Origin of the sequence: Parasalinivibrio latis (assembly GCF_036825535.1) — a bacterium.
In the GTDB taxonomy this organism is placed as follows: domain Bacteria; phylum Pseudomonadota; class Gammaproteobacteria; order Enterobacterales; family Vibrionaceae; genus Parasalinivibrio; species Parasalinivibrio latis.
In genome coordinates this window covers 756620-782386 of record NZ_CP098812.1, presented here as the reverse complement: position 1 = coordinate 782386, position 25767 = coordinate 756620, and the positions used below count along the sequence as shown (strand labels likewise).

The 25767-nt window shown below is 47.6% G+C and carries 21 protein-coding genes, 2 tRNA genes, 1 other RNA gene and 2 pseudogenes; 8 read left to right on the top strand and 18 right to left on the bottom strand.

Translation table 11 applies throughout. The annotated features are described in order from the left end of the window. Positions 1-48 precede the first annotated feature (48 nt). Positions 49-903, top strand: a complete 855-nt coding sequence (locus tag NF212_RS03865; protein ID WP_054670018.1) for a MurR/RpiR family transcriptional regulator — start codon at positions 49-51, stop codon at positions 901-903. 2 nt (positions 904-905) lie between these two features. On the opposite strand, the gene mepA is transcribed toward NF212_RS03865, so the two are convergent. The 7 genes from mepA to NF212_RS03830 form a co-directional block, all read right to left on the bottom strand. Further along, on the bottom strand, positions 906-1724 hold the full coding sequence (gene mepA, locus NF212_RS03860) for a penicillin-insensitive murein endopeptidase (protein ID WP_434358985.1): 819 nt from the start codon (positions 1722-1724) through the stop codon (positions 906-908). 439 nt (positions 1725-2163) lie between these two features. Then, positions 2164-2240 (bottom strand) — tRNA-Asp (locus tag NF212_RS03855). A 15-nt stretch (positions 2241-2255) separates the two neighbouring features. Continuing rightward, positions 2256-2331, bottom strand: a tRNA-Glu gene (locus NF212_RS03850). Positions 2332-2495: 164 nt separating this feature from the next. After that, entirely contained in the window at positions 2496-2951 is a 456-nt protein-coding gene (locus NF212_RS03845; protein WP_434358983.1) for a type IV pilus modification PilV family protein, read from the bottom strand. Then, positions 2941-4254 carry a hypothetical protein gene (locus tag NF212_RS03840; protein WP_434358981.1) on the bottom strand — a complete coding sequence of 438 codons (1314 nt, stop codon included), beginning with the start codon at positions 4252-4254 and terminating at the stop codon, positions 2941-2943. The genes NF212_RS03845 and NF212_RS03840 overlap by 11 nt, the downstream gene beginning before the upstream one ends. After that, the gene (locus NF212_RS03835) at positions 4251-4898 is read right to left on the bottom strand and encodes a PilW family protein (protein ID WP_434358979.1); all 648 of its coding nucleotides are present in this window, start codon (positions 4896-4898) and stop codon (positions 4251-4253) included. The genes NF212_RS03840 and NF212_RS03835 overlap by 4 nt, the downstream gene beginning before the upstream one ends. After that, positions 4879-5382 carry a pilus assembly FimT family protein gene (locus NF212_RS03830; protein ID WP_434358977.1) on the bottom strand — a complete coding sequence of 168 codons (504 nt, stop codon included), beginning with the start codon at positions 5380-5382 and terminating at the stop codon, positions 4879-4881. Before NF212_RS03830 ends, NF212_RS03835 begins: the two co-directional genes overlap by 20 nt. Before the next feature lie 56 nt (positions 5383-5438). On the opposite strand from NF212_RS03830, the gene NF212_RS03825 reads away from it, so the two are divergent. Next, the gene (locus NF212_RS03825) at positions 5439-5882 is read left to right on the top strand and encodes a type IV pilin protein (RefSeq protein WP_434358975.1); all 444 of its coding nucleotides are present in this window, start codon (positions 5439-5441) and stop codon (positions 5880-5882) included. Positions 5883-6025: 143 nt separating this feature from the next. On the opposite strand, the gene dnaJ is transcribed toward NF212_RS03825, so the two are convergent. From dnaJ to grpE, 3 genes are all read right to left on the bottom strand, one after another. Then, on the bottom strand, positions 6026-7168 hold the full coding sequence (dnaJ, locus tag NF212_RS03820; RefSeq protein ID WP_054670001.1) for a molecular chaperone DnaJ: 1143 nt from the start codon (positions 7166-7168) through the stop codon (positions 6026-6028). Positions 7169-7265: 97 nt separating this feature from the next. Next, positions 7266-9176 carry a molecular chaperone DnaK gene (gene dnaK / locus NF212_RS03815; RefSeq protein WP_434358973.1) on the bottom strand — a complete coding sequence of 637 codons (1911 nt, stop codon included), beginning with the start codon at positions 9174-9176 and terminating at the stop codon, positions 7266-7268. Between the two features lie 196 nt (positions 9177-9372). Next, positions 9373-9978 (bottom strand): nucleotide exchange factor GrpE, encoded by a 606-nt coding sequence (gene grpE / locus NF212_RS03810; protein WP_054669998.1) that lies wholly within the window; start codon positions 9976-9978, stop codon positions 9373-9375. Between the two features lie 181 nt (positions 9979-10159). On the opposite strand from grpE, the gene nadK reads away from it, so the two are divergent. From nadK to bamE, 3 genes are all read left to right on the top strand, one after another. Further along, the gene (nadK, locus tag NF212_RS03805) at positions 10160-11038 is read left to right on the top strand and encodes an NAD(+) kinase (RefSeq protein ID WP_434358970.1); all 879 of its coding nucleotides are present in this window, start codon (positions 10160-10162) and stop codon (positions 11036-11038) included. Between the two features lie 157 nt (positions 11039-11195). Then, a complete protein-coding gene (recN, locus tag NF212_RS03800) occupies positions 11196-12863 on the top strand; it encodes a DNA repair protein RecN (RefSeq protein WP_434358968.1) in 1668 nt (555 codons plus the stop codon). Between the two features lie 133 nt (positions 12864-12996). Then, positions 12997-13353, top strand: coding sequence for an outer membrane protein assembly factor BamE (gene bamE / locus NF212_RS03795; RefSeq protein ID WP_434358966.1), 357 nt, complete (start codon positions 12997-12999; stop codon positions 13351-13353). A gap of 56 nt (positions 13354-13409) precedes the next feature. Here the strand turns inward: bamE and NF212_RS03790 are convergent, their stop codons facing one another. After that, positions 13410-13769 carry an RnfH family protein gene (locus NF212_RS03790; protein ID WP_434358964.1) on the bottom strand — a complete coding sequence of 120 codons (360 nt, stop codon included), beginning with the start codon at positions 13767-13769 and terminating at the stop codon, positions 13410-13412. Then, a complete protein-coding gene (locus tag NF212_RS03785) occupies positions 13759-14193 on the bottom strand; it encodes an SRPBCC family protein (RefSeq protein ID WP_054670320.1) in 435 nt (144 codons plus the stop codon). The genes NF212_RS03790 and NF212_RS03785 overlap by 11 nt, the downstream gene beginning before the upstream one ends. A 106-nt stretch (positions 14194-14299) precedes the next feature. On the opposite strand from NF212_RS03785, the gene smpB reads away from it, so the two are divergent. From smpB to NF212_RS03770, 3 genes are all read left to right on the top strand, one after another. Then, on the top strand, positions 14300-14782 hold the full coding sequence (gene smpB, locus NF212_RS03780; RefSeq protein WP_054669990.1) for an SsrA-binding protein SmpB: 483 nt from the start codon (positions 14300-14302) through the stop codon (positions 14780-14782). A 46-nt stretch (positions 14783-14828) separates the two neighbouring features. Continuing rightward, positions 14829-15197: a transfer-messenger RNA gene (ssrA, locus tag NF212_RS03775) on the top strand. A 222-nt stretch (positions 15198-15419) separates the two neighbouring features. Then, positions 15420-16733, top strand: coding sequence for an ATP-binding protein (locus tag NF212_RS03770; protein ID WP_434358962.1), 1314 nt, complete (start codon positions 15420-15422; stop codon positions 16731-16733). Between the two features lie 67 nt (positions 16734-16800). Here the strand turns inward: NF212_RS03770 and NF212_RS03765 are convergent. The 6 genes and pseudogenes from NF212_RS03765 to NF212_RS03740 all read right to left on the bottom strand — a co-directional run. Next, positions 16801-17889: pseudogene (locus tag NF212_RS03765) on the bottom strand (IS3 family transposase); the annotation flags it as partial. Positions 17890-17955: 66 nt separating this feature from the next. Further along, positions 17956-18471 (bottom strand): annotated as a pseudogene (locus NF212_RS03760) (transposase); the annotation flags it as partial. A 74-nt stretch (positions 18472-18545) separates the two neighbouring features. After that, the gene (locus NF212_RS03755) at positions 18546-20612 is read right to left on the bottom strand and encodes an AIPR family protein (RefSeq protein WP_434358960.1); all 2067 of its coding nucleotides are present in this window, start codon (positions 20610-20612) and stop codon (positions 18546-18548) included. A 2-nt stretch (positions 20613-20614) separates the two neighbouring features. Then, entirely contained in the window at positions 20615-21565 is a 951-nt protein-coding gene (locus NF212_RS03750; RefSeq protein WP_434358958.1) for a PD-(D/E)XK motif protein, read from the bottom strand. Beyond that, positions 21558-24263: a Z1 domain-containing protein gene (locus tag NF212_RS03745; protein ID WP_434358956.1), complete on the bottom strand. Its 2706-nt coding sequence runs from the start codon at positions 24261-24263 to the stop codon at positions 21558-21560. Before NF212_RS03745 ends, NF212_RS03750 begins: the two co-directional genes overlap by 8 nt. Then, positions 24260-25756, bottom strand: coding sequence for an ATP-binding protein (locus NF212_RS03740; protein ID WP_434358954.1), 1497 nt, complete (start codon positions 25754-25756; stop codon positions 24260-24262). The genes NF212_RS03745 and NF212_RS03740 overlap by 4 nt, the downstream gene beginning before the upstream one ends. Positions 25757-25767 lie beyond the last annotated feature (11 nt).

Here is a 25767-nt window from a genome sequence, read left to right as displayed (position 1 = left end):
GTTCTTCACGATTCTTTTCTGATAGCGTTAAAATCCGGTAATGAACCCATGCAAGGAACTGATATTTTGGTCAACTCACCTAAAAACCTGATGGTTCGTCTTCGCTCGAATATCGAGCCTTTGAGCCCAAAACTGAAAACAGTTGCAACTTATATAATGGAAAATGCGCCGGATGTTCAGTTCCAGACCATTACCGACCTAGCCCGCAACACCCGCACCAGTGAAGCGACGGTTGTCCGCCTTTGCAGGGATCTCGGCTATCGTGGGTATTCTGATTTCAGGATGGCGCTCGCGGTTGACCTCAGCCAGTCAGCCATCACTGCACCGGCCCCGACAGATGGCAGCGTTTGCGATGTATCCGCACAGAATGCCATTGCCGCCCTGGAGGACACCTCCAAGCTGATTGATGAAAAAGCCGTGGAACGTATTTGCCACCGAATACACCAAGCCACCAGCGTAAATTGTGTCGGTGTTGGCGCTTCAGGTATTGTCAGCCGCTATCTGTCCTACCGTTTGCTGCGCGTGGGCAAGCGCACCCAGATGTTTGAAGACACGCACCTTGCAGCCATGTCTGCGGTACGCAGCAGCAGTGAAGATCTGTGGTTTGCCATATCCAGCTCAGGCTCCACCAAGGAAGTGATTCACGCCGTCACCCAGGCATACAAAAATGATGTGCCTATTGTGCTGCTGACCAACATCAACCACAGCCCGCTGGCATCTGTTGCATCAGAAATCCTTGTTGCCGCCCGTCCGGAAGGCCCGTTGACCGGCGGTGCATTTGCCTCAAAAGTCGGTGCCCTGCTGTTGGTTGATGTGATGATCAACACCCTCATCCAGCTCTACCCGGAATACAAGGATGTGGTGCAGGAAACGGCAGAAGTAACCGTTCCTTTGCTTATCTGACCCTATCCATTCAGCAGTGCCACACAGGCCGTCGGTTTGATTTTCTCTTTCGGCGGCTTGGTTGTTTTTACCGGCTTTTTATCCTCCGGCTTCGGCCACCAACTGTAGAGTTCACTGCCGCATCCTTCACCGGCAGGCGGCACACGCTGGTCAAGGCACAACCCACTGCCCACAGGGCATTTCAGGCGCACATGGAAGTGATAGTGGTGCCCCCACCACGGGCGGATTTTCTGTAGCCACGAGCGCTCTTTCCAATCCATATCACAGAGCTGTTTCTTTATCACAGGATGGACGAAAATTCGAGCCACCCGATCATCGGATGCAGCAAGTTGGATGAGGTTACCCTGGCTTTCTCGCCAGTTAGTTTTGTTCAGGGTAAACGAGTCGGTGTGAACCACACTGATGGCGGAAGGCTTGGCCAGCTCTTTATCTGAGAGAAGGGATATTGGCATTCGCAGCCAGATATCTGCATCCAACCCGGTCTGGTGGCTGGCATGCCCGGATGAAAACTTGCCGCCTCCCGGCATTGCAATATCGGCAACCAGAAAGTTTGGCAGCTCCAACGACGCGGCTTTATTACCGAGCTCCGTCAGGAAAGAAACCATCTCCGGGTGCCCGTAGAACCGCTTTCGTTCTGGCCTCAACACCTGGTACCCGACCCCGGATTTCGGCAGCGCTTTTGCCCCCTGAAGACACCCGTTAGCATAACTGCCAATAGACTGTGATACCCCGGCTATCGGCGCATCAATCTGCTCCCAGGGATTTGCAGCAACGGTGCTGCTTCCCACCAGTAACCCGATAAAAACAAGCCACTTTGCCATCCATAGACTCCCTTATTCCCCATAAGAGAACGGTAGCATGGAATTGAAAGAAACTCAGGTTATGGGTTCTGCAGAAAGCGTATTGCCGACAGCCAGCCTGTAAACGTTATTTTTTCCCAGGAACCAGGACCGTTTGTTCTCAGTACCGCTTTTGGGGAAGTAAAACGAAAAAAGCCCCGTCATTTCTGACGAGGCTTTCGGAATGAGTGGCGGACGGCCGGGCTTGCGCTCAAGCGGGACTCAAGCCGAAGGCTCACGAGTCCCATTTAAAGCTGCTGAAACGACGAAACCCAGTCGCTGGGACTGGGTTTCTGAATGAGTGGCGGAGCGGATGGACTCGATGGTCCGGCACCCGGCCTGCGACCTAGAGACCGAAGGGCTCTCGTCGCGGCTGAAATGAAAAAAGCCCCGTCATTTCTGACGAGGCTTTTGGAATGAGTGGCGGAGCGGACGGGACTCGAACCCGCGACCCCCGGCGTGACAGGCCGGTATTCTAACCAACTGAACTACCGCTCCACACAAATTTTAAAGTGGCGTCCCGTAGGGGAGTCGAACCCCTGTTACCGCCGTGAAAGGGCGGTGTCCTAGGCCTCTAGACGAACGGGACGCTGAGGTCGCAAGGGATTGATTAAGCAACCCTTTCGCTGCTTTTCCCTGCTGGACGCGGCGTATAATAATGATTTTGAAATGTGAGTCAACATAAAAACATGGTGCTTTTTCTGTTTTCACATCAATTGGAATTAACCTATTGATAATTATGAAATTAAAAATTCATTCAAATTCACTATATCGGGAAATCATGGTTTTTAAGCTGATACTATCTTGCTCACCATCACGTTTTAGCCAGGAAACGGTTGCTGTCACCTGTTTTAAATCCACGACACTTGGAACTCCTCCAGCTGGGCACGTTGTGCTTTCCACTTTGTTCAGTGTCGCATTCATACGATAGCAACTGACCTCCCGCTCCAATGTATAAACAGAATCAGTCATTACAGGAGGGTTATCGTCGCTAATATCTATAAATTCTGTCTCACCAATTGCGCCTCGACGAGCAATCTTTTCAAAGTCTTCTTCGATAAAACGCAGCGCTTTCACCGCATGTACCGCATATTCGGACTCTTTATCGAAATAGCTCTGCATTCGGGTTAACCCGATTACACCAACCACTAATACAAAAATGGCTATCATCACTTCAATCAGACTGAAGCCATTCTGCTTAGAAGTCATGCCAGGATCCCTGTACCCAGTTCACAGTCGTACTGTCAGAACCAAACTTTTTAAAATATTCACCGTTATACGTCATGGCAAAAGAGTCATTCAGAAGCGCATTTTGCAGTGCGTACTTTCCAGATGTTGAATCCAAGTGTTTGGCATCAAGTAAAACCCCGCCCTCAATGTTCAAGGCTCCATGAAGGTAAAAACTTGCTGTTTTAACTGCATCCCCAAATACGGAGGGGGTATGGTTCAATTGACTATAGGCTTTACTTCCAATCCAATCCTGAAAATCATAGTCATTGCCGAAGTTATAGTGGAACAGCAGACCTTTAAGTTCGAGACTATTACCGTCGCTATCTTTTACCCCTTCCGGGTAAACGGAAAACATTCCATCATGTACGAGTAAAAATACCCCATCTGATTGGTTGGATTTACGCACCAAATCCTGAAATGCAGTCCCTTCCAGCTCACAGTTACCTTCAACCCAAATCTTAGTATGCCCGTTTGCCAGGGCCTTACTGATCGCCTCTCCACAGTGATTGATGCCTGAGTACTCCAAGTCACCCGAGGGTGATGCAACCTCACTAAGCACTACATCAAACTTGTCCGTTTTCACTGTATCGTGCTCAGAGTCATTAACGGCAAAAAAGTCTTCAAAGGGACTCAAATCCGGATCATTAATAAAGTCACTCTTTAGTGCCTGCTGCCCGGTACCATTTGTCTTGTGACTGCCCTTGCAGTCCTTGCCTTGGTTATCAAATGTAGGGTCAGGGTTTGTCACCGAGGACAGCCCCATATTTACTATTGAGGCATTGGGCGAATATTCTCCCTTGTACCTGACAGCTACGCATTCCCAACCATCTCCAACAAGCTCTCCTGGATCTGGATTGTAGAAAGTTAACGAAGAATGCGAATACATATTTGAGCCAGTTTGAATAGAGCCGGAGCGTCCATTGGTAACTAACGTTATGGTCTTGGAAAGTATTGCACTGGCGATGTCATTCACTTCAGAAACCAATACGTAATTGCTTCCGCTGACCGAGGTAGACAAGTCAATATCCATTAATGACTGGCATTCAGCCGGAAAGTTTCCAGAACTCACCATATCTTCCGGGGATGAGGTCCCTTTCAATGCTACGAAACCACATTCCAGCCCTCCCTCGGCAGCCCAATGAGCTTTAGTAGTCAGAATGTCATTGTTCGCGCGCTTAATCAGAAAATAAGCGTTTTTGTAAGAAGCGAGTGAAAGCACGAGTGCACCAACCAACAACATACTGGTGACCAAAAGAGTGACCATACCGGATTGCTGTTTCATGATTTCCAGTTCCTTGGTTTAACGCTCAGGGAGTATTCACAGATATTGGATTTCCCGTATTTGCAAACATCAGTACCTGATTTAGGTTCGATGCCCAGCTGGATGGTGTAAAAGCCAGATTGTGCAGAAGGCCCGACCAATGATGCAGCAGAAACCGTAAAGTCTTTCACCTTATAAAGGTTTAAATCGAGTAACTGCTCTCCTCCTGTCCCATCACAGAGCGTACTGAATGCTAAAACAGAAGGCTCTTTTTTACTCCGGTACACCAGCTTTTCCTGTGTTGGATTAAGGTAAAAAGCGGAATGTTGAAATTCGCTGCTGCCTGGAGATTGGTATACCAAAGCAACACAATTCCCATCACTGTTAATCTCGACAATGTTGGAACTGCCCAAAAGCCTCAACGAAGACCCGCTTGGGCTGTACCCCGCACGCTGTATCTCTTCTTTAATCATCCGCAACGCATCAAAAGCGTCCTGGGTTATTGCCAACTGATGGGCACGGCCAAAAGCAAGGTCCTGGCCTTTTAGATAGACGGTGCTTACCGTCATCAGCACCAGAATACCAACTGCCGAGGAAACCATCATTTCAATCAGGGTAAAGCCTGATTGCCTCACAGCTACAGGCTTAACACTTGTCATATCCATATGCCTTTTCCGGGCTGCAAATTCGAATGCGTCCTGTCGTCCGGGAGTACTTCACTTCCGCGGTTCGCTCATTGACTTTATAAAGTCTCAACCCTCCAGAATTTCCAGCAGAGGAAGTCAGCACGCCACGAATAGGATCAGCAAACAAATGGGTAACACCGGCAATTGTGGGCTCCATAACAACTGCTGAAAAATTGCTTCCATCGAGTTTCGCGATTTCTGTGTTATCCGGAAGTTTTGCGGTCAGCGCCCAGGGAGAAGAAGTATCAAAATACACCGTCACCTTTTCATTTCTCATCACCGCTTCGCTCTTCACCATCGCGAGAAACAGCTGTACCTCTTCCGTCGCCCGGGTGACCTGAAGTGATTCATGGGCCGCAAGAAACGAAGGCGCCGCAGCCATGCTGAGCACTGTCAATACAGTCAAGGAAACAAGGAGTTCAATAAGGGTAAAGCCGCGAAGCGCGCCGCAGTTCTTACACATCAATTTTCTTTGCAACATAAGGAATGACTAAGATGCTAGCACTGGACGAAAGGTAAATGGACAGCATCAATCACCTTATCGATGTATCTCTGGAAAGGGTTAACAAAAACATGAAATGCTTGGAAAAAGGTGTGAGTCTGGTCGAAATCCTGATAACTGTTGTGGTTATAGGAGTAATGGCAGCTATTGCCATTCCATCATATCAGGGCCATGTTGAAACCGCCCGTAGGGCTGAAGCCATCGGATCATTGGCTCAGTTACAGATTTGGATGGAATCTGAATATCGGCAACATAGCGATTATCCTGAAACAGCTGAATTTACATCAGAGCTCCCTAAACTGGGAATCGATCAGGAATTTTATAGTTTCAAATTGGTAATATCAGCAGAGAGTTACGCTATCGAAGCCATGCCCAAAGCATCCCAACAAAATGACCGCTGCAAAACACTCTCGGTAAACCATATGGGTGTTATGAGCTCGGCTGAGCCGAATTGCGTCTAGACCTGAGTTGTGAGTTCATTCTTACTGCCACAACCGAGAAATCAAGCGGTTCATCTCACCACTCGTGACTCAAAACTCATCGCTTCCAGAACGCAAAAACGCCAGCATCTCTGCTGGCGTTTTCAATTCCTAACCGGACTCAATCAGTTGGTCAGGTCATCAAAGAACTTCTTCACACCGTCGAAGAAACCTTCAGATTTAGGCTTGTGCTTCTTGGCGTTGTTGCCGGTGAATGTCTCTTCCAGCTCTTTCAGCAGTTCTTTCTGCTTTGAGCTCAGGTTAACCGGGGTTTCGACCACCAGCTTGCAAACCAGGTCACCAACACCGCCACCACGTACAGACTGAACACCCTTGCCGCGCATACGGAACATACGGCCAGTCTGGGTTTCAGTTGGTACTTTCAGCTTCACGCGGCCATCAAGGGTTGGGACCTCAACCTCGCCGCCAAGGGCTGCCTGAGTAAAGCTGATTGGCACGTCGCAGTAAAGGTTATTACCGTCACGGGTAAAGATGGCGTGTTCGCGCACATGTACCTGTACGTACAAGTCACCGGCCGGTGCGCCGAATTCTCCGGCTTCACCTTCGCCAGCAAGGCGAATACGGTCACCGGTATCTACACCGGCTGGGATCTTCACACTCAGGGTCTTGGTCTTGCGGATACGTCCCTGGCCATGACAGCTGTTACATGGGTCTTTGATGATAGTGCCGCGGCCGTTACATGTTGGACAGGTTTGCTGTACAGCAAAAAAACCCTGGCGCATTTGTACCTGACCATGGCCACCACAGGTGCTACAGGTAACTGGCTGGGAGCCTGACTTGGCACCGGAGCCGTGGCAGGTATCGCATTCCACGTAAGTTGGAACTTCGATTTCTTTGGTCACGCCACGTACAGCTTCTTCCAGTGACAGCTCCATGTTGTAACGAAGGTCTGAACCGCGCTGTGCACGAGGACCACCGCCACGACGGCCGCCGCCGAAGATATCGCCGAATACGTCACCAAAAATATCGGAAAAGTCAGCGCCACCGCCGAAACCACCGGCACCGCCGCCCATTCCGCCTTGTTCAAAGGCAGCATGGCCGTACTGATCGTAAGCCGCTCGTTTCTGATCATCGGTCAGAATTTCGTAAGCAGCTTTAATCTCTTTAAATTTTTCAAGCGCGGCTTCGTCACCCGGGTTGCGGTCAGGGTGATACTTCATTGCGAGGCGCTTATAGGCCTTTTTAATATCGCGTTCGCTGGCATCACGGCTCACGCCGAGCACTTCATAGTAGTCGCGTTTAGACATCTCTTTATAGCTACCTTTTTTATACAGCTGCGGGCGATGGAGAATACTCCAACGCCCGCGAACAAGTAAGACTAGCTAACCCGAACCGGGCTAAGCCTTATTTTTTGTCGTCGTTAACTTCTTCAAATTCAGCGTCAACTACGTCGTCGTCTTTCTTGCCTTGCTGGGCATCAGCGCCTTGCTCTGCCTGTGCTTTAGCTTGAGCAGCTTGCATCAGAGGCTGAGACGCAGCAATCAGAGCCTGTACTTTGGCATCGATAGCTTCTTTGTCTTCGCCCTTGCGCGCTTCTTCCAGTTCAGTCAGAGCTGCTTCGATCTTGGTCTTGTCGTCAGCAGCCAGCGCGTCACCGGCTTCTTCAATCTGCTTACGGGTACCGTGCAGCAGTTGGTCAGCCTGGTTGCGTGCAGTTACCAGCTCTTCGAACTTCTTGTCCGCTTCTTTGTTGGCTTCTGCTTCCTGAACCATCTTTTCAACTTCATCATCACTCAGGCCGCTAGAAGCTTGAATGGTGATTTTCTGCTCTTTGCCGGTGTTCTTGTCTTTCGCAGATACGTTCAGGATACCGTCCGCATCGATGTCGAAAGTCACTTCAATCTGTGGCATGCCGCGTGGTGCAGCCTGGATGCCTTCCAGGTTGAACTGGCCCAGAGACTTGTTGTAATGCGCTTGCTTACGCTCACCCTGCAGGACGTGGATAGTTACTGCATTCTGGTTGTCTTCAGCGGTAGAGAACACCTGGCTCGCCTTGGTAGGGATAGTGGTGTTTTTCTCAATCAGCTTGGTCATCACACCGCCCATGGTTTCGATACCCAGAGACAGTGGAGTTACGTCCAGCAGCAGTACGTCTTTCACGTCACCGGCCAGTACACCACCCTGTACAGCAGCACCTACAGCAACCGCTTCGTCAGGGTTCACGTCTTTACGTGGCTCTTTGCCGAAGAATTCAGAAACTTTCTGCTGAACCATAGGCATACGAGTCTGACCACCAACCAGGATTACGTCAGTGATGTCGCTTGGAGACAGGTCAGCATCAGCCAGAGCTACTTTCAGAGGCTCCAGTGAACGTACAACCAGATCTTCAACCAGTGACTCCAGTTTCGCACGGGTCACTTTCACGTTCATGTGCTTAGGACCGGTCGCATCTGCAGTGATGTAAGGCAGGTTAACGTCGGTCTGCTGAGCAGAAGACAGTTCGATCTTGGCTTTTTCAGCTGCTTCTTTCAGACGCTGCATTGCCAGTGGATCTTTACGCAGGTTGATACCTTGTTCTTTGTTGAACTCGTCAACCAGGTAGTTGATCATGCGGTTGTCGAAGTCTTCACCACCCAGGTGAGTGTCACCGTTGGTAGACAGCACTTCGAAAGTCTTCTCGCCGTCAACATCATCGATTTCGATGATAGAGATATCGAAGGTACCACCACCCAGGTCATATACCGCGATAGTGCGGTCACCGCCTTGCTTGTCCAGGCCATAAGCCAGGGCAGCAGCAGTAGGTTCGTTGATGATACGCTTAACTTCCAGACCTGCGATACGGCCGGCATCTTTAGTTGCCTGACGCTGAGCATCGTTGAAGTATGCAGGAACGGTGATAACTGCGCCGGTTACTGGTTCACCCAGGAAATCTTCCGCAGTTTTCTTCATTTTCTTCAGCACTTCAGCAGAAACCTGAGGTGCAGCCATTTTCTGGCCTTTTGCTTCTACCCAAGCGTCGCCGTTATCAGCCTTAACAATTTTGAAAGGCATGATTTCGATGTCACGCTGAACTTCTTCGTCTTCAAAGCGACGGCCGATCAGACGCTTGATAGCGAACAGTGTATTTTCAGGGTTAGTCACTGCCTGACGTTTTGCAGGCTGACCTACCAGGGTTTCACCGTCTTGGGTGTAAGCGATCACTGAAGGAGTTGTACGATCGCCCTCTGCGTTTTCAATTACGCGTGGCTTGTCACCGTCCAGTACTGCTACACATGAGTTTGTTGTACCCAAGTCGATACCAATGATCTTACCCATTTGGTTTTCTCCGAAATTCTTTCTATTTGTTACCGTTAACCCAAAAGTGGGGGCGGCAAATTCTGTTTCAACCCTGGAACGGAAATTTTTTTCACCGTTCTCTCTTAACCCATAAAGTGGGGGCGCTTTTTTGGCTTTCAAGCGCTGGAAATGAAAAAAACCCGCCGAAGCGGGCTTTTTTTAAGCAAATGGCAAATTACGCCTGCTCATCCACGTTACCGGCTGGTGCCTTGGACACCATTACCATTGCAGGGCGGATAACACGGCCATTCAGCTCGTAGCCTTTTTGCATCACCAGCATAACGCTGTTTGGTGCATGGTCAGCACTTTCCTGGATAGACATCGCCTGGTGCCATTCCGGGTTGAATGCCTCACCTTCGGGGTTGATAGTCTTCAGGCCGAACTTATCCACGGTACCGATGAAAGTCTTCAGCGTCAGCTCGACACCTTCAATCATAGGCTTCAGAACATCGTTGTCCTTGTCAGCCATTTCGACTGCGCGCTCCAGGTTGTCCAGAACTGGCAGCAGCTCACCGGCAAAACGCTCAAGGGCAAACTTGCGAGCCTTGTCAATTTCCTGCTCGGTGCGACGACGCATGTTTTCTACATCAGCACGGGCGCGAAGGACACTCTCCTGTTGCTCGCGCACCTTTGCCTCGCTGGCCTCCAGTGCGGCTTCCAGCTCAATGATACGTGCAGCCAGATCCGCCTCTTCAGCGAACTCTTCGGTTACCACTTCCTGGTCAACGTCCTGTACCAGTTCCTGCTCGGCATCCTGAACCTTGTTTTCTTCTTTGCTCATGCTAACTCCAACACTTTTATAACCGTTTGGGGGCCGGCAACACCGCCCACCCCACACAGTGCAAACTTATCGCTTATTATGGGGACGAACTTCAACGATTCAAGCGCGAAAATCCAACATCTGACGACATTGCAAGATACAAAGGGTTATAATCCGTTCAATGGTTTCCGCGGATAGACATATGACCAAAGCATTTAAGACCATCGCACTGGTAGGCAAACCACGTAATCAGGATGCGACGACCCATCTCAGCCTCTTCCACTGGCTGAAGGAAAAAGGCTTCACGCCGCTTATCGACAACCGCCTTGAACCCCTGATGGAAGCACCCAGGGAGGTTTTCCGCGACCTCCTTTCTCTGGGAAAAGAAGCTGACCTTGCCATCGTGATTGGCGGTGACGGCAACATGCTCGGTGCTGCCAGGGTACTTTCGCGCTTTGATATTTCCGTGATTGGCGTAAACCGGGGCAACCTCGGTTTTCTTACCGACCTCGACCCGGACGATTTTGAAAACGAGCTGCTGGAAGTACTCAACGGCAATTACCTTGTGGAAGAGCGCTTCCTGCTTGAAGCCGAAGTACACCGCCATGGCCAGCTCAAAAGCCACAACGCCGCCCTGAACGAAGTGGTGCTCCACCCCGGCAAAGTGGCACACATGATTGAGTTTGAGGTCTATATTGATGGGGACTTTGCATTTTCCCAGCGCTCAGATGGCCTGATTGCCGCAACACCAACCGGTTCAACGGCATACAGCCTTTCCGGCGGCGGCCCGATTGTTTCCCCACGCCTTAACGCCATCACCCTGGTTCCCATGTTCCCGCACACCCTTTCATGCCGCCCGTTGGTGGTAGACGGTGCCCGGGTGATTAAGCTGATTGTCTCTCCGGACAATGGCAGCGTATTGGAAGTCAGTTGTGACGGGCAGGTTTCCCTTCCGGTCAGCCCAGGGGATGAAATCCGGATTTACCAGAGCCCGGCCAAGCTGAAGCTCATCCACTCTTCCAACTACAACTACTTCAACACCCTGCGGAACAAGCTGGGTTGGTCGAGCAAACTGTTCTAAAACAATCTGTGATTATCCTTTGAAAACGCAGACGATTGTCTGCGTTTTTTCATTCCCTCAAAAAATTGTTCTTTTTCTTTCACAGTAACTTTACTGTGTAAAGATACAGTATATACTGTTCGAAAACACAGGTGTGGTTTTAAACAGGTATCGGATTATGCTTGCTCATCTCACCATCAATAACTTTGCGATTGTAAAAAAACTGGATCTCGAATTCCGTCATGGCATGACCACCATCACCGGTGAAACCGGTGCCGGTAAGTCTATCGCCATTGATGCCCTGGGCCTTTGCCTCGGCGACCGTGCCGAAGCATCTATGGTTCGCCCGGGTGAGGAAAAAACCGAAATCAGCGCCAGTTTCTCCCTCAGCAACAACATCGCTGCCAAGCGCTGGCTGGAAGACAATGAACTGATTGATGGGGATGAGTGTATCGTCCGCCGCGTCATCACCAAAGAGGGCCGCTCACGCGCCTTTATCAACGGCAGCCCGGTACCGGCTTCCCAGCAAAAATCCCTGGGGCAACTGCTGATCAACATCCACGGGCAACACGCTCATCAACAGTTGATGAAAAGCGACAGCCAGCTTGCCCTTCTCGACCAGTACGCCAGCCACCACGGGCTGCTTGCCACCATGCGCCAGACCTACCAGGCATGGCGCTCTGCCAATGTTGAGCTAAAGCACCTGCGACAGAACCAGCAGGAACTGGAAGCACAGCGACAGCTTCTTGAATACCAGGTAAAAGAGCTGAACGAGCTTGCCCTTGGCGAAACAGAATTTGCCGAAATCGAAGAAGAGCACAAGCGCCTTTCCAGCAGTGGTGACATTGCCCTCAGCGGCCAGAGTGCATTGGAAATGCTCACCGAAAATGACGACACCAACGCAGTTCAATTGCTGAAAGCTGCCCAAAGCCAACTCGCCACCCTTTCTGATATCGACCCGACTTTTGGCGAGCTGGTGACGATGCTGGAAGAGGCCACCATTCAGGCACAGGAAGCCGGGTATGAACTGACCCGCTACCTGGAAAGCCTGGATATGGACCCACAGCGTTTGCAATTCCTCGACGAGCGCATGAGCAAAATCATGAGCCTGGCGCGCAAGCACCATGTAATGCCGGATGAGCTTTACAGCACGCACCAGATGCTGCTTGCCGAACTGGAAAAACTCGGTGACGGCGATTCCATGCTGGAAGCACTTGAGCAAGATGTCGCCCAAAAGCATCAGGTATGCCTGGAAGCTGCTGAAAAGCTCAGTAAGAGCCGCCTGCGCTACGCCAAGGAGCTCAACAAACTGATTACCCAAAGCATGCAGGAGCTCAATATGGAAAAAGGCAAATTCGAGATTGCCTTTGAGCGCCTGCCCCAGGGCAACGTTACCCCGCTTGGCTTTGACAACATCGAGTTCCAGGTCTGCACCAACCCCGGCCAGCCGCTGCAATCCATGGCGAAAGTCGCCTCCGGCGGTGAGCTTTCCCGTATCTCGCTGGCTATCCAGGTGATCACAGCGCAGAAAGTGGAAACCCCAAGCCTGATTTTCGATGAAGTGGACGTGGGTATCAGTGGCCCGACCGCCGCTATTGTCGGCAAGATGCTGCGCAAGCTTGGCAATTCAACCCAGGTACTGTGTGTGACCCACCTGCCGCAGGTTGCCGGGTGCGGGCACCAGCAGATGTTTGTCTCCAAGGAAACCAAAGCCGGCAAGACCCTCACCCAGATGCGCCCGCTGGATGACACCGCCCGCGTCAGCGAGCTCGCCCGCCTGCTCGGTGGCAGCGAAATTACCGAACACACTCTGGCAAACGCGCGGGAACTGTTGGTCGCAGCCTGATACCCACCCACACTGTAAGGGCAGCAGGGAACTCATCCCTGCTGCCCTTGTCATATCTACGTATGCTGCCTTTTTACTTTGCCTGCACTCTTGTTTATTATCGGCAGCAACTTTAGTAAGGAATATCACAAGCATGGGTTGGAAGAAGTTTGCTGCTGTCGCTTTGGCACTTGGCGTGTTAAGTGGCTGCTCAGTGCTTGACCGTCTGGTATATCGCATTGATATCAACCAGGGCAACTATCTGGAACAAAAAGACATAAACCAGCTTCGCCTGGGCATGAGCAAAGAACAGGTCCAGTACATCCTTGGTACCCCTATGCTCATTGAAAACGGCTATCCGAACACTTGGTACTATGTTTACTGGCACAAGCCGGGGCATGACGCTGCCATTGAGAAAAAACTGGTTGTCCGCTTCAGTGAAAGCGGCAAGCTGGCCCTGCTCGAAGGTGATTTCAAGCCGGGCGAGCAGTTCGCCGAGATGCTGCAGTAATCAAACAAAACCGGGAGCCCAAGGCTCCCGGTTTTGTTTCAGCAATTTTTACAGGTTTACTGTTCTTCTTCCCGCCGAAGCGGGTTGGTTTTGCCCCCGGTTACCGGGTCGGCCTTGCCATCCATCTTTGCCTTTTCTGCACGTCGGCGGCGGATTTCTTTCGGATCTGCAACCAGAGGGCGGTAGATTTCAATCCGGTCCCCGTCGCGCACTTCGCTGTCCAATTTTGCAAGGCGGCTGTAAACACCCACTTTGTTAACCTTCAGGTCAATAGCCGGGTAAGCCTCCAGAATACCGGATTGGTCGATACAGGCCTGTACCGTTGTACCGGCTGCCACTGTCAGACGAAACACCCGCTGCTCTTTTGGCAGCGCATAAACTACTTCGATATGACGAAGTAAAGACTCAGTAGCCATATACGTCTCTTGCCCGCTGGGTGAATGCTTTCACCATATTGCCGGTCAATTCATTAAATACTTTGCCAAATGCCATTTCTACCAAGCCGTTGGTGAACTCAAAGTCCAGTTTCAGCTCAATTTTGCAGGCATCGGCATCAAGGGCAGTAAAAGTCCAGGCTCCCGCCAGCTTCTGAAATGGCCCTTCAACCAGCTGCATCTCGATGCGTTCACCATGAAACAACTGATTTTTCGTTGTAAAAGTCTTTCGGATGCCGGCTTTGGCCACATCCACCGCCGCAGTCATGGTTTCAGCTGTCACCTCAACAATCCTCGAACCGGAACAGCCGGGCAGGAAATGAGGGTATGACTCTACATCATTGACTAACTTAAACATTTTCTCAGCACTAAAAGGCACTAGAGCAGACCGCGTAATATGTGGCATATTGACTCCTACAACAACATCCGGGAATGATACCACTCGTTTTTCAGAAGACAAAAAACGAAAATCCTTTCCCGCCTTTCCCACTAATACGTATAATGCGCCCACTATGGCTAAGAACAAAAAATCCAAACCTGGCAGCAATACCATCGCGCAGAACAAACGTGCGCGCCATGAGTATTTTATCGAGGAAGAATTTGAAGCCGGCCTGGAGCTGCAGGGCTGGGAAGTGAAATCGCTGCGTGCCGGTAAGGCCAACATCAGCGAGAGCTACGTGTTCATGCGAAACGGCGAAGCCTTCATTTCAGGCTTTACCATTCAGCCGCTGAACGTAGCATCTACCCATGTTGTTGCCGACCCAACCCGCGTGCGCAAACTGTTGTTAAACCGCCGTGAGCTGGACAAAATTATCGGTGGAGTGAACCGCGACGGTGAAACCATTGTTGCCCTGTCACTCTACTGGAAAGCTTCCTGGGCCAAACTCAAGATTGGACTGGCCAAGGGTAAGAAACTTCATGACAAGCGTACCGACGTCAAAGACCGCGACTGGCAGCGTGACAAGGCACGTATCATGAAGCATAATGTCAGGTAAGCATTGACTACGCAGAACAATCTGCTAGACTCTGCCGCCTAACTCCGGGGCTGATCTAGGATTCGACAGGATTGTAGAGATCAGTGGAGCATGCCGAGGTGCGGTTGGCCTCGTAAAAAAGCCGCAAAAAAATAGTCGCAAACGACGAAAACTACGCACTAGCAGCTTAATAACCTGCTCAGAGCCCTTTCTCCCTAGCCTCCGCCCGTAGGACGGGGAATCAGAAAGGTCAAACCCAAACGGGATCGCGTGGATGCTTTCACCTGAGAGCTGAAGCGTTAAAACTAATTCAGGTTAGCCATTCAGTAGCGTGTCTGTCCGCAGCTGGGTGGTGAAATTAAAGACTAGACTAAGCATGTAGCGCCGCTTTTTGAAGTGATTCTGGACGCGGGTTCAACTCCCGCCAGCTCCACCAATCGATTGGAAAAAGCCCGGGCCGAAAGGTCCGGGCTTTTTTTATATTTGGTGACTATCAACATCCGTTCTTCATACCGCACAGTTTATCCTTACACACTGATTACATTTTTTCGCGCGTTAAATTGTAGAAACTCACATTTTTATGCGCATAAAAGTGTGGTGAATTACATTAATGTGTACGATAAAGTGTCAATGAACGGATTCCCTTAAGGAGGAGCCTGTGCGAAGGGCCTTATTAGACAGACTGTTAGACTGGAAGAATAAACCCTCCCGAAAACCTCTTCTCATAGACGGGGCAAGGCAAACAGGAAAAACGTACCTGCTTCAGGAGCTCTTAGGCCAACACTTTCCAAACGTTTTGCGCATCGATTTTCTGGAAAAACCTGAGATGGCGGAAGCCTTTGCTGGTTCCCTCTCCCCTGAAGATGTTATTTCCAACATAGAACTGCTTTCCGGTGAGGTTTTCTCCCCTGAATCGGATTTGCTGATCCTGGATGAGATTGGTGAATGTCCCCGCGCCGTTACCTCTCTTAAGTATTTTGCTGAAAAAGCACCGCAAATGTACGTTGCTGCCAGCGGCTCCAACATCGGACTGCTGACCGCTTTCCCTGTTGGTAAAGTTGAGCAACATAATTTGCGCCCACTTACATTCAGGGAGTTTCTGTGGGCGTCAGAAGAGCAGGCATTGATCAAGGCTTTTGAAAGCCAGATGAATTCATCAGCGGCTCATACAAAGCTGTTCGATAAGCTCACCGATTATTACTTTGTTGGCGGTATGCCGGAAGCCGTGGGATGCTGGTTTACTATGGCAGAGCACAGCATTGTTGATCGCACGAAGAACGTCTCAGAAATCCAGGCCAATCTTGTCGAGGGATACCTCAGAGATTTTGGTAAATACTCTGGTAAAGTGAATGCACAGGTCATTGAGTCAGTATTCAGGAACATCCCGTCTCAGCTGTCTTCTGTTATGGATGAATCTGTAAAACGCTTCAAATTTAAAGGCGTGCATGAGAAAAAGTCCCGATACACCGAATTTGAGGGCGCTATTTCCTGGCTGCATAAGTGCCGATTGGCATTGAAAAACCACCCCATCGAAGGGCTGCCACGCTCTCCCCTTGCCGCATACCAAAAAGACAACTTGGTTAAGCTGTTCCTGTTTGAAACCGGGCTTCTCAACCATATGCTTGGGGTAGGTTACAAAGAGATTAAACAGCAGGGATACGAATACAAAGGCTATGTGGCCGAAAACTTTGTGCAGCAAGAATTTGCTGCCGCAGGGATTGAGCCCAGCTATTCCTGGAATGATGCCAGAGCAGAGATCGAATTTATCCTCTCCGACGAATCCGGAAATATTGTGCCAGTAGAAGTAAAAAGCGGTAAACGCACCAGGGCAAAATCGTTGCAGTCCTACATTGAAAAGTGTCAGCCCCTTAAAACCATCAAACTGACCGGCACTCAGGGTTCACCGGCTACAGAGCATGTCAATATCGTGATGCCTTTGTATTTTGCGGAGTTTGTGGTTGGTAGGCGATGACAAGCTGAGCATTATCCCTTCCAAGGGATAATACTCGGCTTCCAAGTAAACAAGACAACGCATAACTAGAGGTTTCCAGTCTCCGTCTGTATTCAGCCGGCGAGATATTTCCTAAGCTTTCGTGAGTCCGTTCTTCGTTGTAATCAAGCATCCAGATCCATGCCATGTCTCGCACTTGCTCAAGAGACTCGAACAAATAAGCATCCAGGAACTCCCGACGGAATGAACCGTTGAAGCGTTCCACAAAGCCGTTTTGCTGAGGCTTACCGGGTTCGATATAAACCAGTTCAATGTCATGTGTTTCGCACCAGTCGGTCAGTTGTGCAGAGATAAGCTCCGAGCCATTATCGGCGCGGAGTTGTTTTGGCAAGCCTCGTTCCTCTTTTAGGTGTTCCAGAGTGCGCACGACCCGGCCAGCCGGGAGTGACGTATCGACTTCAATAGCCAGGCATTCCCGCGTGGCTTCATCTTCGACATTGAGGGTGCGAAATCGCTTCCCGCAATACAGCGTGTCATGCATGGAGTCGAGTGCCCACTGGTGATTAGGCTCCATGACTACCTCCAACGGCTTAGCTACACGCTTGGGTAAAACACGTTTTTGGCGCCGCTTTAGGTTCAGACCCATTCGGCAGTAAACCCGGTAGACCCGCTTGTGATTGAAGCTCAGTCCCTGGTATCGCATGCGTCCATAACACTTCCAGAAGCCTGCCGGGGGGGACTTGCTAAGTACCGCGTTGATAGCATCAATGAAGTCGGCATCCGCTATCCGCCAGTCCCTGGGTTTTCGATAAAAACTGGCACGCCCTAACTGAGCGAGTCCACAGGCTTTTACCACGCTCAGGCCAACGGTTAATCAGGATGTGTGTACAATCCCGCTTGTCGTTGACTACCAGCCCTTTTTTGCGAACAGCTCCTTCATTGCATGGTTTTCCAGGCTGACATCTGCGTACATTTTCTTGAGCTTGGCATTTTCAGCCTCAAGCTCTTTAATTCGCTTGAGCTCTGAGGCCTCCAGCCCTCCGTACTTGGCTTTCCAGTTATAGTACGTCGCATTACTGATGCCATGCTGGCGGCAGATATCATCGACTTTCATGCCCGCATCGGCCTCTTTAAGGATGGCAACGATCTGCATTTCGGTGAACCGTGACTTATTCATGGTGTTCTCCTGCAGTTAAAAGGCAGAAAACTCCAGTTTAGACTGTCTCAGAATAGGGGAAGTTGACACTTTGACGACGATGCAATCAAGATAGACGATGGGATACACGGTATCTAAAGGGCGAGATTGCCACTCTATAATCTGTTCAAGCACCGCATCTGTCACCTTGGAAATCAGCGTTGGTGAGACATCCGCGTCATACATTTCTTTGAAGGTGGCGACGATTTCCCGAGTAGTCACTCCTTTGGCATAGAGGCTGAGGATTTTGTCATCCATCGACTGGAAACGAGTTTGATGCTTGCGGACGAGCTGAGGTTCGAACGACGCCTCTCTGTCCCTTGGTACATCGATCGGCAGCTCGCCGTCATCGGTGATAATAGTTTTGGATGAATAGCCGTTGCGGCTGTTAGTGCTGGGTTTTGGGGCATGTTTTTCGTAACCAAGGTGGTCGTCCAGTTATGCATTTAGGGCAGTTTCGACGGTCACCTTGGTTAACATTTTGCGGAAATCCTCAAGATCAGATTGGGACTTGATGGATTTAGCAGCTTCACGAGCAAACGCTTCAAGTGCTTTCTTGTCCATGCTGTCTATCCTTAGCCTTTAAGGCTGAAGCTTAAACAATTACACAGAATTCAGGACAGTCTCTTGAAAACCTGTTACGCATGAAAACCTTCTGCCCGCAACTTCTTAAGCGCTTCAAATGCAATTATACATTGTTTTGACGATGGCATTTTTCTGGGGATAGCCGCACAAATTTCAATAATGCTATTCTCTCTAGGGGTCAGCATTCCACGTTCTTTAGCCCAAGTTTTAGCCTCTCCCCAAAAGTTAGCCCCTAAGCTAAACACCTCAACCTCTACATTGAGTGAATTTTCTAAAGCATTATCAGCCTTTACTTCCCTAACACTCTCATCCGCTAACTCTGAAGATATGATGACACTCTTAAAAGCGTCACTCAGCAACAATTTACTCTCAGCAAGCCTTTGCCAACAAAGTGCTTTTTTTGCCCATTCACTGTAATTTTTAATACCCTCAGGAGGAGTGGTTATAACTTTTTGGGCCAGCTCACCAGAGGAGAGAATAGATGTTTTTAAATCCTCAGGTATCGATTGCATTTTCCAGATGAGATCAAGATCTATGACCATGCCCAAACTCTTGGTATCATTGACAAGCTTTGCAATTGCATAAGTGACAATATTGGCTCGATAACCTCCTTCATACCACTCAGCATTTGATACGAGCTTTTCTGTTGTTCTAAATATGATCGCTTTGGCTATCAACCTTTTAAACCAAATCTCATTAAAATCCGTTCCCTTTGCTCCCCATTTTTTACCTATTGTTTTCGCAAACTCTGAAAAATTCTTTTGTGCGCCTAGACTCACAATATGTGGTAAGCACGACCAAGTGTTTTCATATTTCGCAAGATCTGTCTTAACAAAAAATTGGCCCCGAGGATATTCAGCATCGAACTTCTTACGCTCCGTTTGAGTTCTTCGGCTTCTTTCGTCTGCGAATTGACCTCTAGCTCGCTCATAAAACCACTTCGTTTCTCGATAACTATCTGCACCTGAAGGAGCTAAAACACGCCGAGACAACTCCTCAATACGTATATGAAATGGATGATTAGCAAAGAAATCCGCCGCATTTACCTTGTTCTGACTATTGGCATATTCAGAAATTCTTGGGACAATCTCTTCAGAATATTCTTTCGGTGTTATAGTTAATTTCATTTGCACAAATACTTGCTGTATTTGTTCTTTTAGCATCTTACTAGCCGCATATAGTGATGCAGTAGTTTGACCACCGTTCACTATTTGAAGATTATTTACACTAGCTAATTGATAGCCTGAGTCTGTCTTATCTATCTCAATACTATCAGCAGTAGCGCTTAATCCATTGTTATACGAGAAAAACATATGAGGCTCATCCCGAATAGTATCCCGAATGCCTTTGTTCACTTTTCCTCGAACTTGAAGAAAGCTTCTTACATTAGCTTCAAGTAACCTCGGCCCCCATTTATCATAAATCTCAGCAAGCTGTTTTCCCGGGATAACCGCTAAATAGCTTTCCAGCGCATCACTTCCACCAGACGCTTCCAAGATAGGAATTCCGCCACCAAAATCGTCTTTAAAATTAATAATCGAATCAGCTCTAACAAGCCCTTGATCCATAAAGCGCTTAAGACGCTTAATATCCCAAATACTCAATGTAATTGGCTTGTCATCAATAAAGTCAAAGCTAGTAGCATCGGCTCTAGCTCGATAGTCCCCATTCGTCGCTATAATTAATTTCACTTTTTCGACACTATTCCATGTTGCATGGATTAAATCAGCCACACCAAACCCAGGACTAGTTTCTTCAAGCTTCTCGCGGAACTGATCATCAAGACTTGCTTTTAAAAACCTAAAAAGCTTTTGGGATAAACGCTGTATATGCTCTTTGTGTAAGGGGCGAATATCTCTATCTAGAGAAAAATCACACAGTATCAGGCTCAATATGCCCTCATTCTCCCTAGGGTCTCCACCATACCCATCAATTTGTGCAGGCCCGCGTGAATATAAACCTTCATGAAAAGCTCGATTGGCGCTTTCTATTTCGCCCGCCTCACTTAATAAATCACCAATTTTTTCAAAAAATGCCTCTACCGTTACAAGTCCTAAGGCATCGGCATCACCTTGTACATCGGCAATTAATTGAAGGTTGAAATCTGCAAGCTCTGTCATGTCTATATAAACTCTCGGAGATAATTAACGGTATTATCATTTACTTTAAAAGGCTCACAGGCATCTAAAGAAATAGAATATCTTACGTTCTGTACGCCTTGTGGTAATGGGCAATTAATACGAGGGAAACCTTCTCGCACTTCATAATAAGTGGTGGACCTTATCAACCAACGGCGATTATCGTACTTATTTAATGGGTCATACCCTGTTGAGTAAATTGTATCCTCCCACTTCGTATATGCGCTACAATCTTCCTGAAATAAATCCTCGGTTAGCGCTACATAGTCATGCAGCGTCATGCCTTCAAGTATAATTGCAGATTCAACATTAGTAACACTCAGAAATAAATGCCCACCATCACAATCAGCTAGTTGATCTGCTGATGAAATAGAAATTGAAGGTGTTGCAGCAGTTCTTCGCGTTTTAACTTCAATACAGCATCCAATTAACTCAAAGTCTTTTGGAGCCCCAGAAGGCCCTTTCCATGCTTCAATCGCCATTTCAGAACCAAAACTAATCGCGAGCTCTCGAAGAAGAGCTAATTCACCTATTAGACCTCGCTGTTCCTCAATAGAAAGCCCCTCTGAACGACCTGAGCGTAAAAGGTGATGCCATCTTTTAGTCCGTTGTATTGCCCTAGAGAGTGCTTCATCTAAATTGGAAGCCTTCTCACCTGACTCAACGACATCTCTGCAGAGGGTTTCAAAAAGCTCCGCTTGGCTATTTTCTTTAAGGGCGAGAACGAATGCCCAGCGGCCAGAAATTATCCTAAAGGTAGCAATGAGATTTTTAAGTTCAGGAAGCTTGGGCTTGCTGATTGGCTCATTGGGCAATCTAAGCATAAGCGCAGGCATTTTTTCCTCCACAACAACCCAAAAAAAGTCAAACTGGCCGTTATTATTAACCCTTCTTGCATCGCTGGGCTCTAGATCCTTCCATGGTGAATCATCCATTCAATTCAGCCTCATATTCCTCATCGATATCATCTTCACCGTAGAGTTCTTTGTAGCGTTGTGTGTTAACAATATAAGCAACTTTCTCCGATGCTTTTTTTGAAACTGGAAGGCTAATCCCCCAAGCAACAACAGGATGATGCGGAATCAAAGCAACTCTACCATCACCTTCTTTGCCTCTTGGAGCTTTTGCTTTAACAAAATGCAGAATAAATAAAGGCTTATCTCGTACTTGCCGATAGATTGAGTCTGGGTAGTTACCATTCTTATCATATGAGTTTTCAGCAGCTTGCGCCTTACTTGGCTCAACACCCGCTTTTTCGATACCTCTAGATGCAACCCTCATCTTTTTACCACTAAAGGACATATACCCATCTTTCAAATCATCCAGATTAATAGAACGGTTTGTAGGGATAATACTAACCCCCAGCGTATTGTCTTTATCTCCTTTTTGTAGACTTGGTATTAGCAAGTCCCATAGAGCCAACTCATCTTCTTTTCGTTCGCTTAGATATCTTCTGACTGGCCCTGTTTCAGTAATCACACTCTCAGGTGTATTGCTCCAACCTGCTAGGAACTCATCTATATATTGTATTGGCACATCACGAAGTAATATTCCCCAAGGGGTATTTTCAATATTGAAAGTGGCTTGGTGTAGTTTAGAAATAAGCTTTTTAGCTACATCTATATTCGCATTTATCTCTTTAGGATCAATACTGACCTTAGCTGTCTCTATAAATCTATTTGAAAGACCAACAAGAGTGGTAACTTCGCGACCAGCTCCCATCTTATTTTTTGCGGTAACCAACAATGATGCCGGGTGACTGCGAACTGCAAGTCCAAAGTCTTCAGGAGTCGCCTTGGCTTGCTCCATTGTTTTAAGTTCATCATGAAGTTCTTCAGCTGCGTTGGCGATAAAGGCATACCAATCTATAGCATCATCAGGCATCCAAATTCGGCACAAGTCTTCAAATCCATTTCGATAACCAAACCATCGTCCCATTTGCATTAAGGTGTCGTACATCATGGTATTTCGCAGGAACCAAGTAACTGTGAGCCCCTCAAGCGTCAACCCGCGCGAGAGAGAGAAACCACCAACAGCAATAACAGTTTGCCCTCTATCACCTGTATTCGAGTAGTCTAATTCGTTGGCTTGACTGTTAACTTCAACAACCTTGGCTGATGCTATTGCATCAAAAATAGTTTTTTGTATCTTACCCCAGTCAAATTCAGTGTCTTGATACTCTGCTTCCCATACATCAAACAAAGCTTTGATTTCAGGGTCCTTCAACGCCGTAGTTACAGATGAGTTTAATCTCAAAGAGTTTAGGATTTTTTCCAGCGCCTCATGCAATCGGTTTTTAAGCTGACTTTGAACTCGTGTAAATCGACTGGCATTCACAAGCATTGAACAATGAGAGCTTGATTGACCTCTTAAATTTCTAATAGCTCGCGATAACAGAAAAGTACGCAAAGCAAACATGAGTGAATCTGGTAACTGATAGATCTCATGATCAATTTTATGCTTTATCGGTAGGAGGTCTTCATTATCCGAAATGCTCCTTAACCAAGTTGGCTCAGCGTCATCAGGCAGACCATCGATAAATATTTTCTTTGGACCAAAGTAGTTAGTAGGCGCATCGAGACCAATAATGAAATCTTTAGGGAATAGATCCTCTTTGTGTACATCGTGGTTTTCATCCGGATCAATGAAAATATTAGCAAAAGGAGTTGCTGTATAACCCACATAACAGCTACGATGAAACATTTTTAAGAGATCACGTATTTGCCCATTGATCTTGGTTACCAATTGATTACTGTATTTAGTGTTGATTGATGCGTTATCAGCCTCATCATCGATGAGCAGCATTGGCTGGTCGATCATTTCTTTATCACCACGAGCACTGTTGTCTTTAAGCCATTCAAGAAGATTTTCAAGTGTTCGGTGATTCTTTTTAATAACTAAAACGACTGGCACTCTATACGAGTCTATCTCACTGGTATTTGTTGATGCGGTAGGCTTATTAAAATCTCTAGACGTATTCGTCAGGCTAACTGGAGTTCTATTCGAATCAAAATGTCCAACACCGATAACATGCTTAGCATTTCCATTCTTCTTATCGGAGCTTTTTCCTGTATCTCGACCTATGAATCCTTCATCGATTCGAATTTGAGTTTGATTTCTTAAGTTATTGTGTATGCCTGCGACAACAATTATTAGGCGATACCCTGCATCGGCCGCCTTACAGATCAAACTTGTATAATTCAGTGTTTTGCCACTTTGTACGTGACCAACAACCATACCTCTACGATCCCATGAGGAACATTCTTTAGGATTTCCTAATCGGCCAAGTATCTTGTCGGTAACGATATCCGTACCTGTAATAACGTCTCTAGGTAATCCAGTTTTTAGCAGCAACTTCTCATATCTTTTCCAATAGAAGGGGTCTATTTCCGATTTTGCATCGTCTAACCAAGGTTTAAATTTGACGCTATCTACTATCGAACCGAGGCCCACTTTAATTCCCTGCTTTGACTCAATCTCACGAGCTATTGCCTCGATCACTGAGTCACTTAAATTACTATCTACTATCCTTGCAATACTCTTAACTAAGCCTCTCAGCTCATCTTCAGATTTACGAGGCTGATTGTATAGCCCTGCTTCAACCATATCTAATACTTGTTGCCTGCTGCTCATAGGCCTTTTTCCTTGAGATAATTTGCAACTAGTCGCTCTGAGACATCCCAGTTTGATTGCAATAATGGATAATTTTGGAGAACATCTTTGATTCTGTCTGGAGTAACATTGCTAACAAGCAATGCATCAGTAAGGTCAATCACGACTTGATTCAAATCTGCTTCAGAAGTTTGCATTGCAACAATTGCTTCAGCGTTACCCACCAGCTCGGTATGAAGCGCATCAATAGGTAAGCCAGCACCAAGCAATCTGATACAGCGTTCAAACCCTTCTTGCAATTCATGAGGCAGACAATTTATATAAGCTTGAAATACTGGATGTTCTGAATTGGGTTTGAAGTGTATTCGCCCTTCCATTTGAACCCGATTCCAAATAGGATGCATCGTACCTTCAACTAGTCTTTGCCCCCGGCTTCGATATGTTCTTTTGGAAGAACCAACAAAACGCTCTATGATTCGCTTGAGTCGCTCTCGAACTGGTTGAGGAAGCTGTGCCGAAGATTTTTTTACATCAATTTTCCATTGCGCATCCATCGTATTAGGTATATCGATGGCTATTCGACTTAATTTTGTTAGTTCAGTTTGCTTAGCAAGTCCCAGCCAGCTCCCTGCAATAATTAATCTATTTTCTCGATATATGTATAATCCTTGGGACTTTAGGTGACCTTCTGGCCCACCAAGCTCATCCCATTCATATTGACTCATTTTTTTGTAGTGCGGAATGGTATAGCTGCGAATGCGAACATTGCCATTAGATAAACGGATGTTATCGTCAGGATCCTTCTGAGTCGATGGATGGCAAGAAGCCATTGGGTCTAACGGGGCTAATTGTCGATTATTGATACTTATTTGGACCTGTCGCCTATGATTTTCTAGAAATCGATGAAAAGTAAGCCTTAAATGTCTCTCAGCAAGAGAGAATTCTGCATTCATATGCTCAATTTTTTTTTCCGATGTATCAATTTCACCTACTAGTCGATCTAATTTTTTCCAAACAACAATTGTTCCAATCTCGCCGAGCAAGTCATAGCCTAACTCATTTTCGTAATCGTCAATTAACTCTAATGTCCACTCATTTGTGTCTGCAACTAGATCTAAATCCCAGCGAGCACATGATGTAATCCCATCTTGCCTAGTTATAACAGTAAGCGAGCGGCACTGGGAAAAACTTGCACTTTTTAGGCCTAAACCAAATCGCCCAAGTTCAGAAGGCAACCGGTCAAACGTGGGATTTTTACTACCTAATCTCATCGCTTCAAGTAATTCACTTTCGCTCATGCCACAGCCATTATCAGCGATGACAACTGATGGAGAATTTGAAATGGTATCAACCACGAGATTAACCCGATCAGCACCAGCAGAAATGGAGTTATCTATAATATCAGCCAAAGCAGTTTTGAGACTGTAACCAAAGTCTCGATGTCCCTCAATAAGTGCTGAAGCATAGGGAGCAGCATCTAAATAACGAACTTCAGGCTGTTTACTTGACGTCATAGTACTCATAG

What these genes read in the sequence shown, in the direction of transcription:
- NF212_RS03865 (WP_054670018.1), top strand. Translation starts at nt 49, where the DNA reads ATGCAAGGAACTGATATTTTGGTCAACTCACCTAAAAACCTGATGGTT.
- mepA (WP_434358985.1), bottom strand. Translation starts at nt 1,724, where the DNA reads ATGGCAAAGTGGCTTGTTTTTATCGGGTTACTGGTGGGAAGCAGCACC.
- NF212_RS03845 (WP_434358983.1), bottom strand. Translation starts at nt 2,951, where the DNA reads ATGACTTCTAAGCAGAATGGCTTCAGTCTGATTGAAGTGATGATAGCC.
- NF212_RS03840 (WP_434358981.1), bottom strand. Translation starts at nt 4,254, where the DNA reads ATGAAACAGCAATCCGGTATGGTCACTCTTTTGGTCACCAGTATGTTG.
- NF212_RS03835 (WP_434358979.1), bottom strand. Translation starts at nt 4,898, where the DNA reads ATGGATATGACAAGTGTTAAGCCTGTAGCTGTGAGGCAATCAGGCTTT.
- NF212_RS03830 (WP_434358977.1), bottom strand. Translation starts at nt 5,382, where the DNA reads ATGTGTAAGAACTGCGGCGCGCTTCGCGGCTTTACCCTTATTGAACTC.
- NF212_RS03825 (WP_434358975.1), top strand. Translation starts at nt 5,439, where the DNA reads ATGGACAGCATCAATCACCTTATCGATGTATCTCTGGAAAGGGTTAAC.
- dnaJ (WP_054670001.1), bottom strand. Translation starts at nt 7,168, where the DNA reads ATGTCTAAACGCGACTACTATGAAGTGCTCGGCGTGAGCCGTGATGCC.
- dnaK (WP_434358973.1), bottom strand. Translation starts at nt 9,176, where the DNA reads ATGGGTAAGATCATTGGTATCGACTTGGGTACAACAAACTCATGTGTA.
- grpE (WP_054669998.1), bottom strand. Translation starts at nt 9,978, where the DNA reads ATGAGCAAAGAAGAAAACAAGGTTCAGGATGCCGAGCAGGAACTGGTA.
- nadK (WP_434358970.1), top strand. Translation starts at nt 10,160, where the DNA reads ATGACCAAAGCATTTAAGACCATCGCACTGGTAGGCAAACCACGTAAT.
- recN (WP_434358968.1), top strand. Translation starts at nt 11,196, where the DNA reads ATGCTTGCTCATCTCACCATCAATAACTTTGCGATTGTAAAAAAACTG.
- bamE (WP_434358966.1), top strand. Translation starts at nt 12,997, where the DNA reads ATGGGTTGGAAGAAGTTTGCTGCTGTCGCTTTGGCACTTGGCGTGTTA.
- NF212_RS03790 (WP_434358964.1), bottom strand. Translation starts at nt 13,769, where the DNA reads ATGGCTACTGAGTCTTTACTTCGTCATATCGAAGTAGTTTATGCGCTG.
- NF212_RS03785 (WP_054670320.1), bottom strand. Translation starts at nt 14,193, where the DNA reads ATGCCACATATTACGCGGTCTGCTCTAGTGCCTTTTAGTGCTGAGAAA.
- smpB (WP_054669990.1), top strand. Translation starts at nt 14,300, where the DNA reads ATGGCTAAGAACAAAAAATCCAAACCTGGCAGCAATACCATCGCGCAG.
- NF212_RS03755 (WP_434358960.1), bottom strand. Translation starts at nt 20,612, where the DNA reads ATGACAGAGCTTGCAGATTTCAACCTTCAATTAATTGCCGATGTACAA.
- NF212_RS03750 (WP_434358958.1), bottom strand. Translation starts at nt 21,565, where the DNA reads ATGGATGATTCACCATGGAAGGATCTAGAGCCCAGCGATGCAAGAAGG.
- NF212_RS03745 (WP_434358956.1), bottom strand. Translation starts at nt 24,263, where the DNA reads ATGAGCAGCAGGCAACAAGTATTAGATATGGTTGAAGCAGGGCTATAC.
- NF212_RS03740 (WP_434358954.1), bottom strand. Translation starts at nt 25,756, where the DNA reads ATGACGTCAAGTAAACAGCCTGAAGTTCGTTATTTAGATGCTGCTCCC.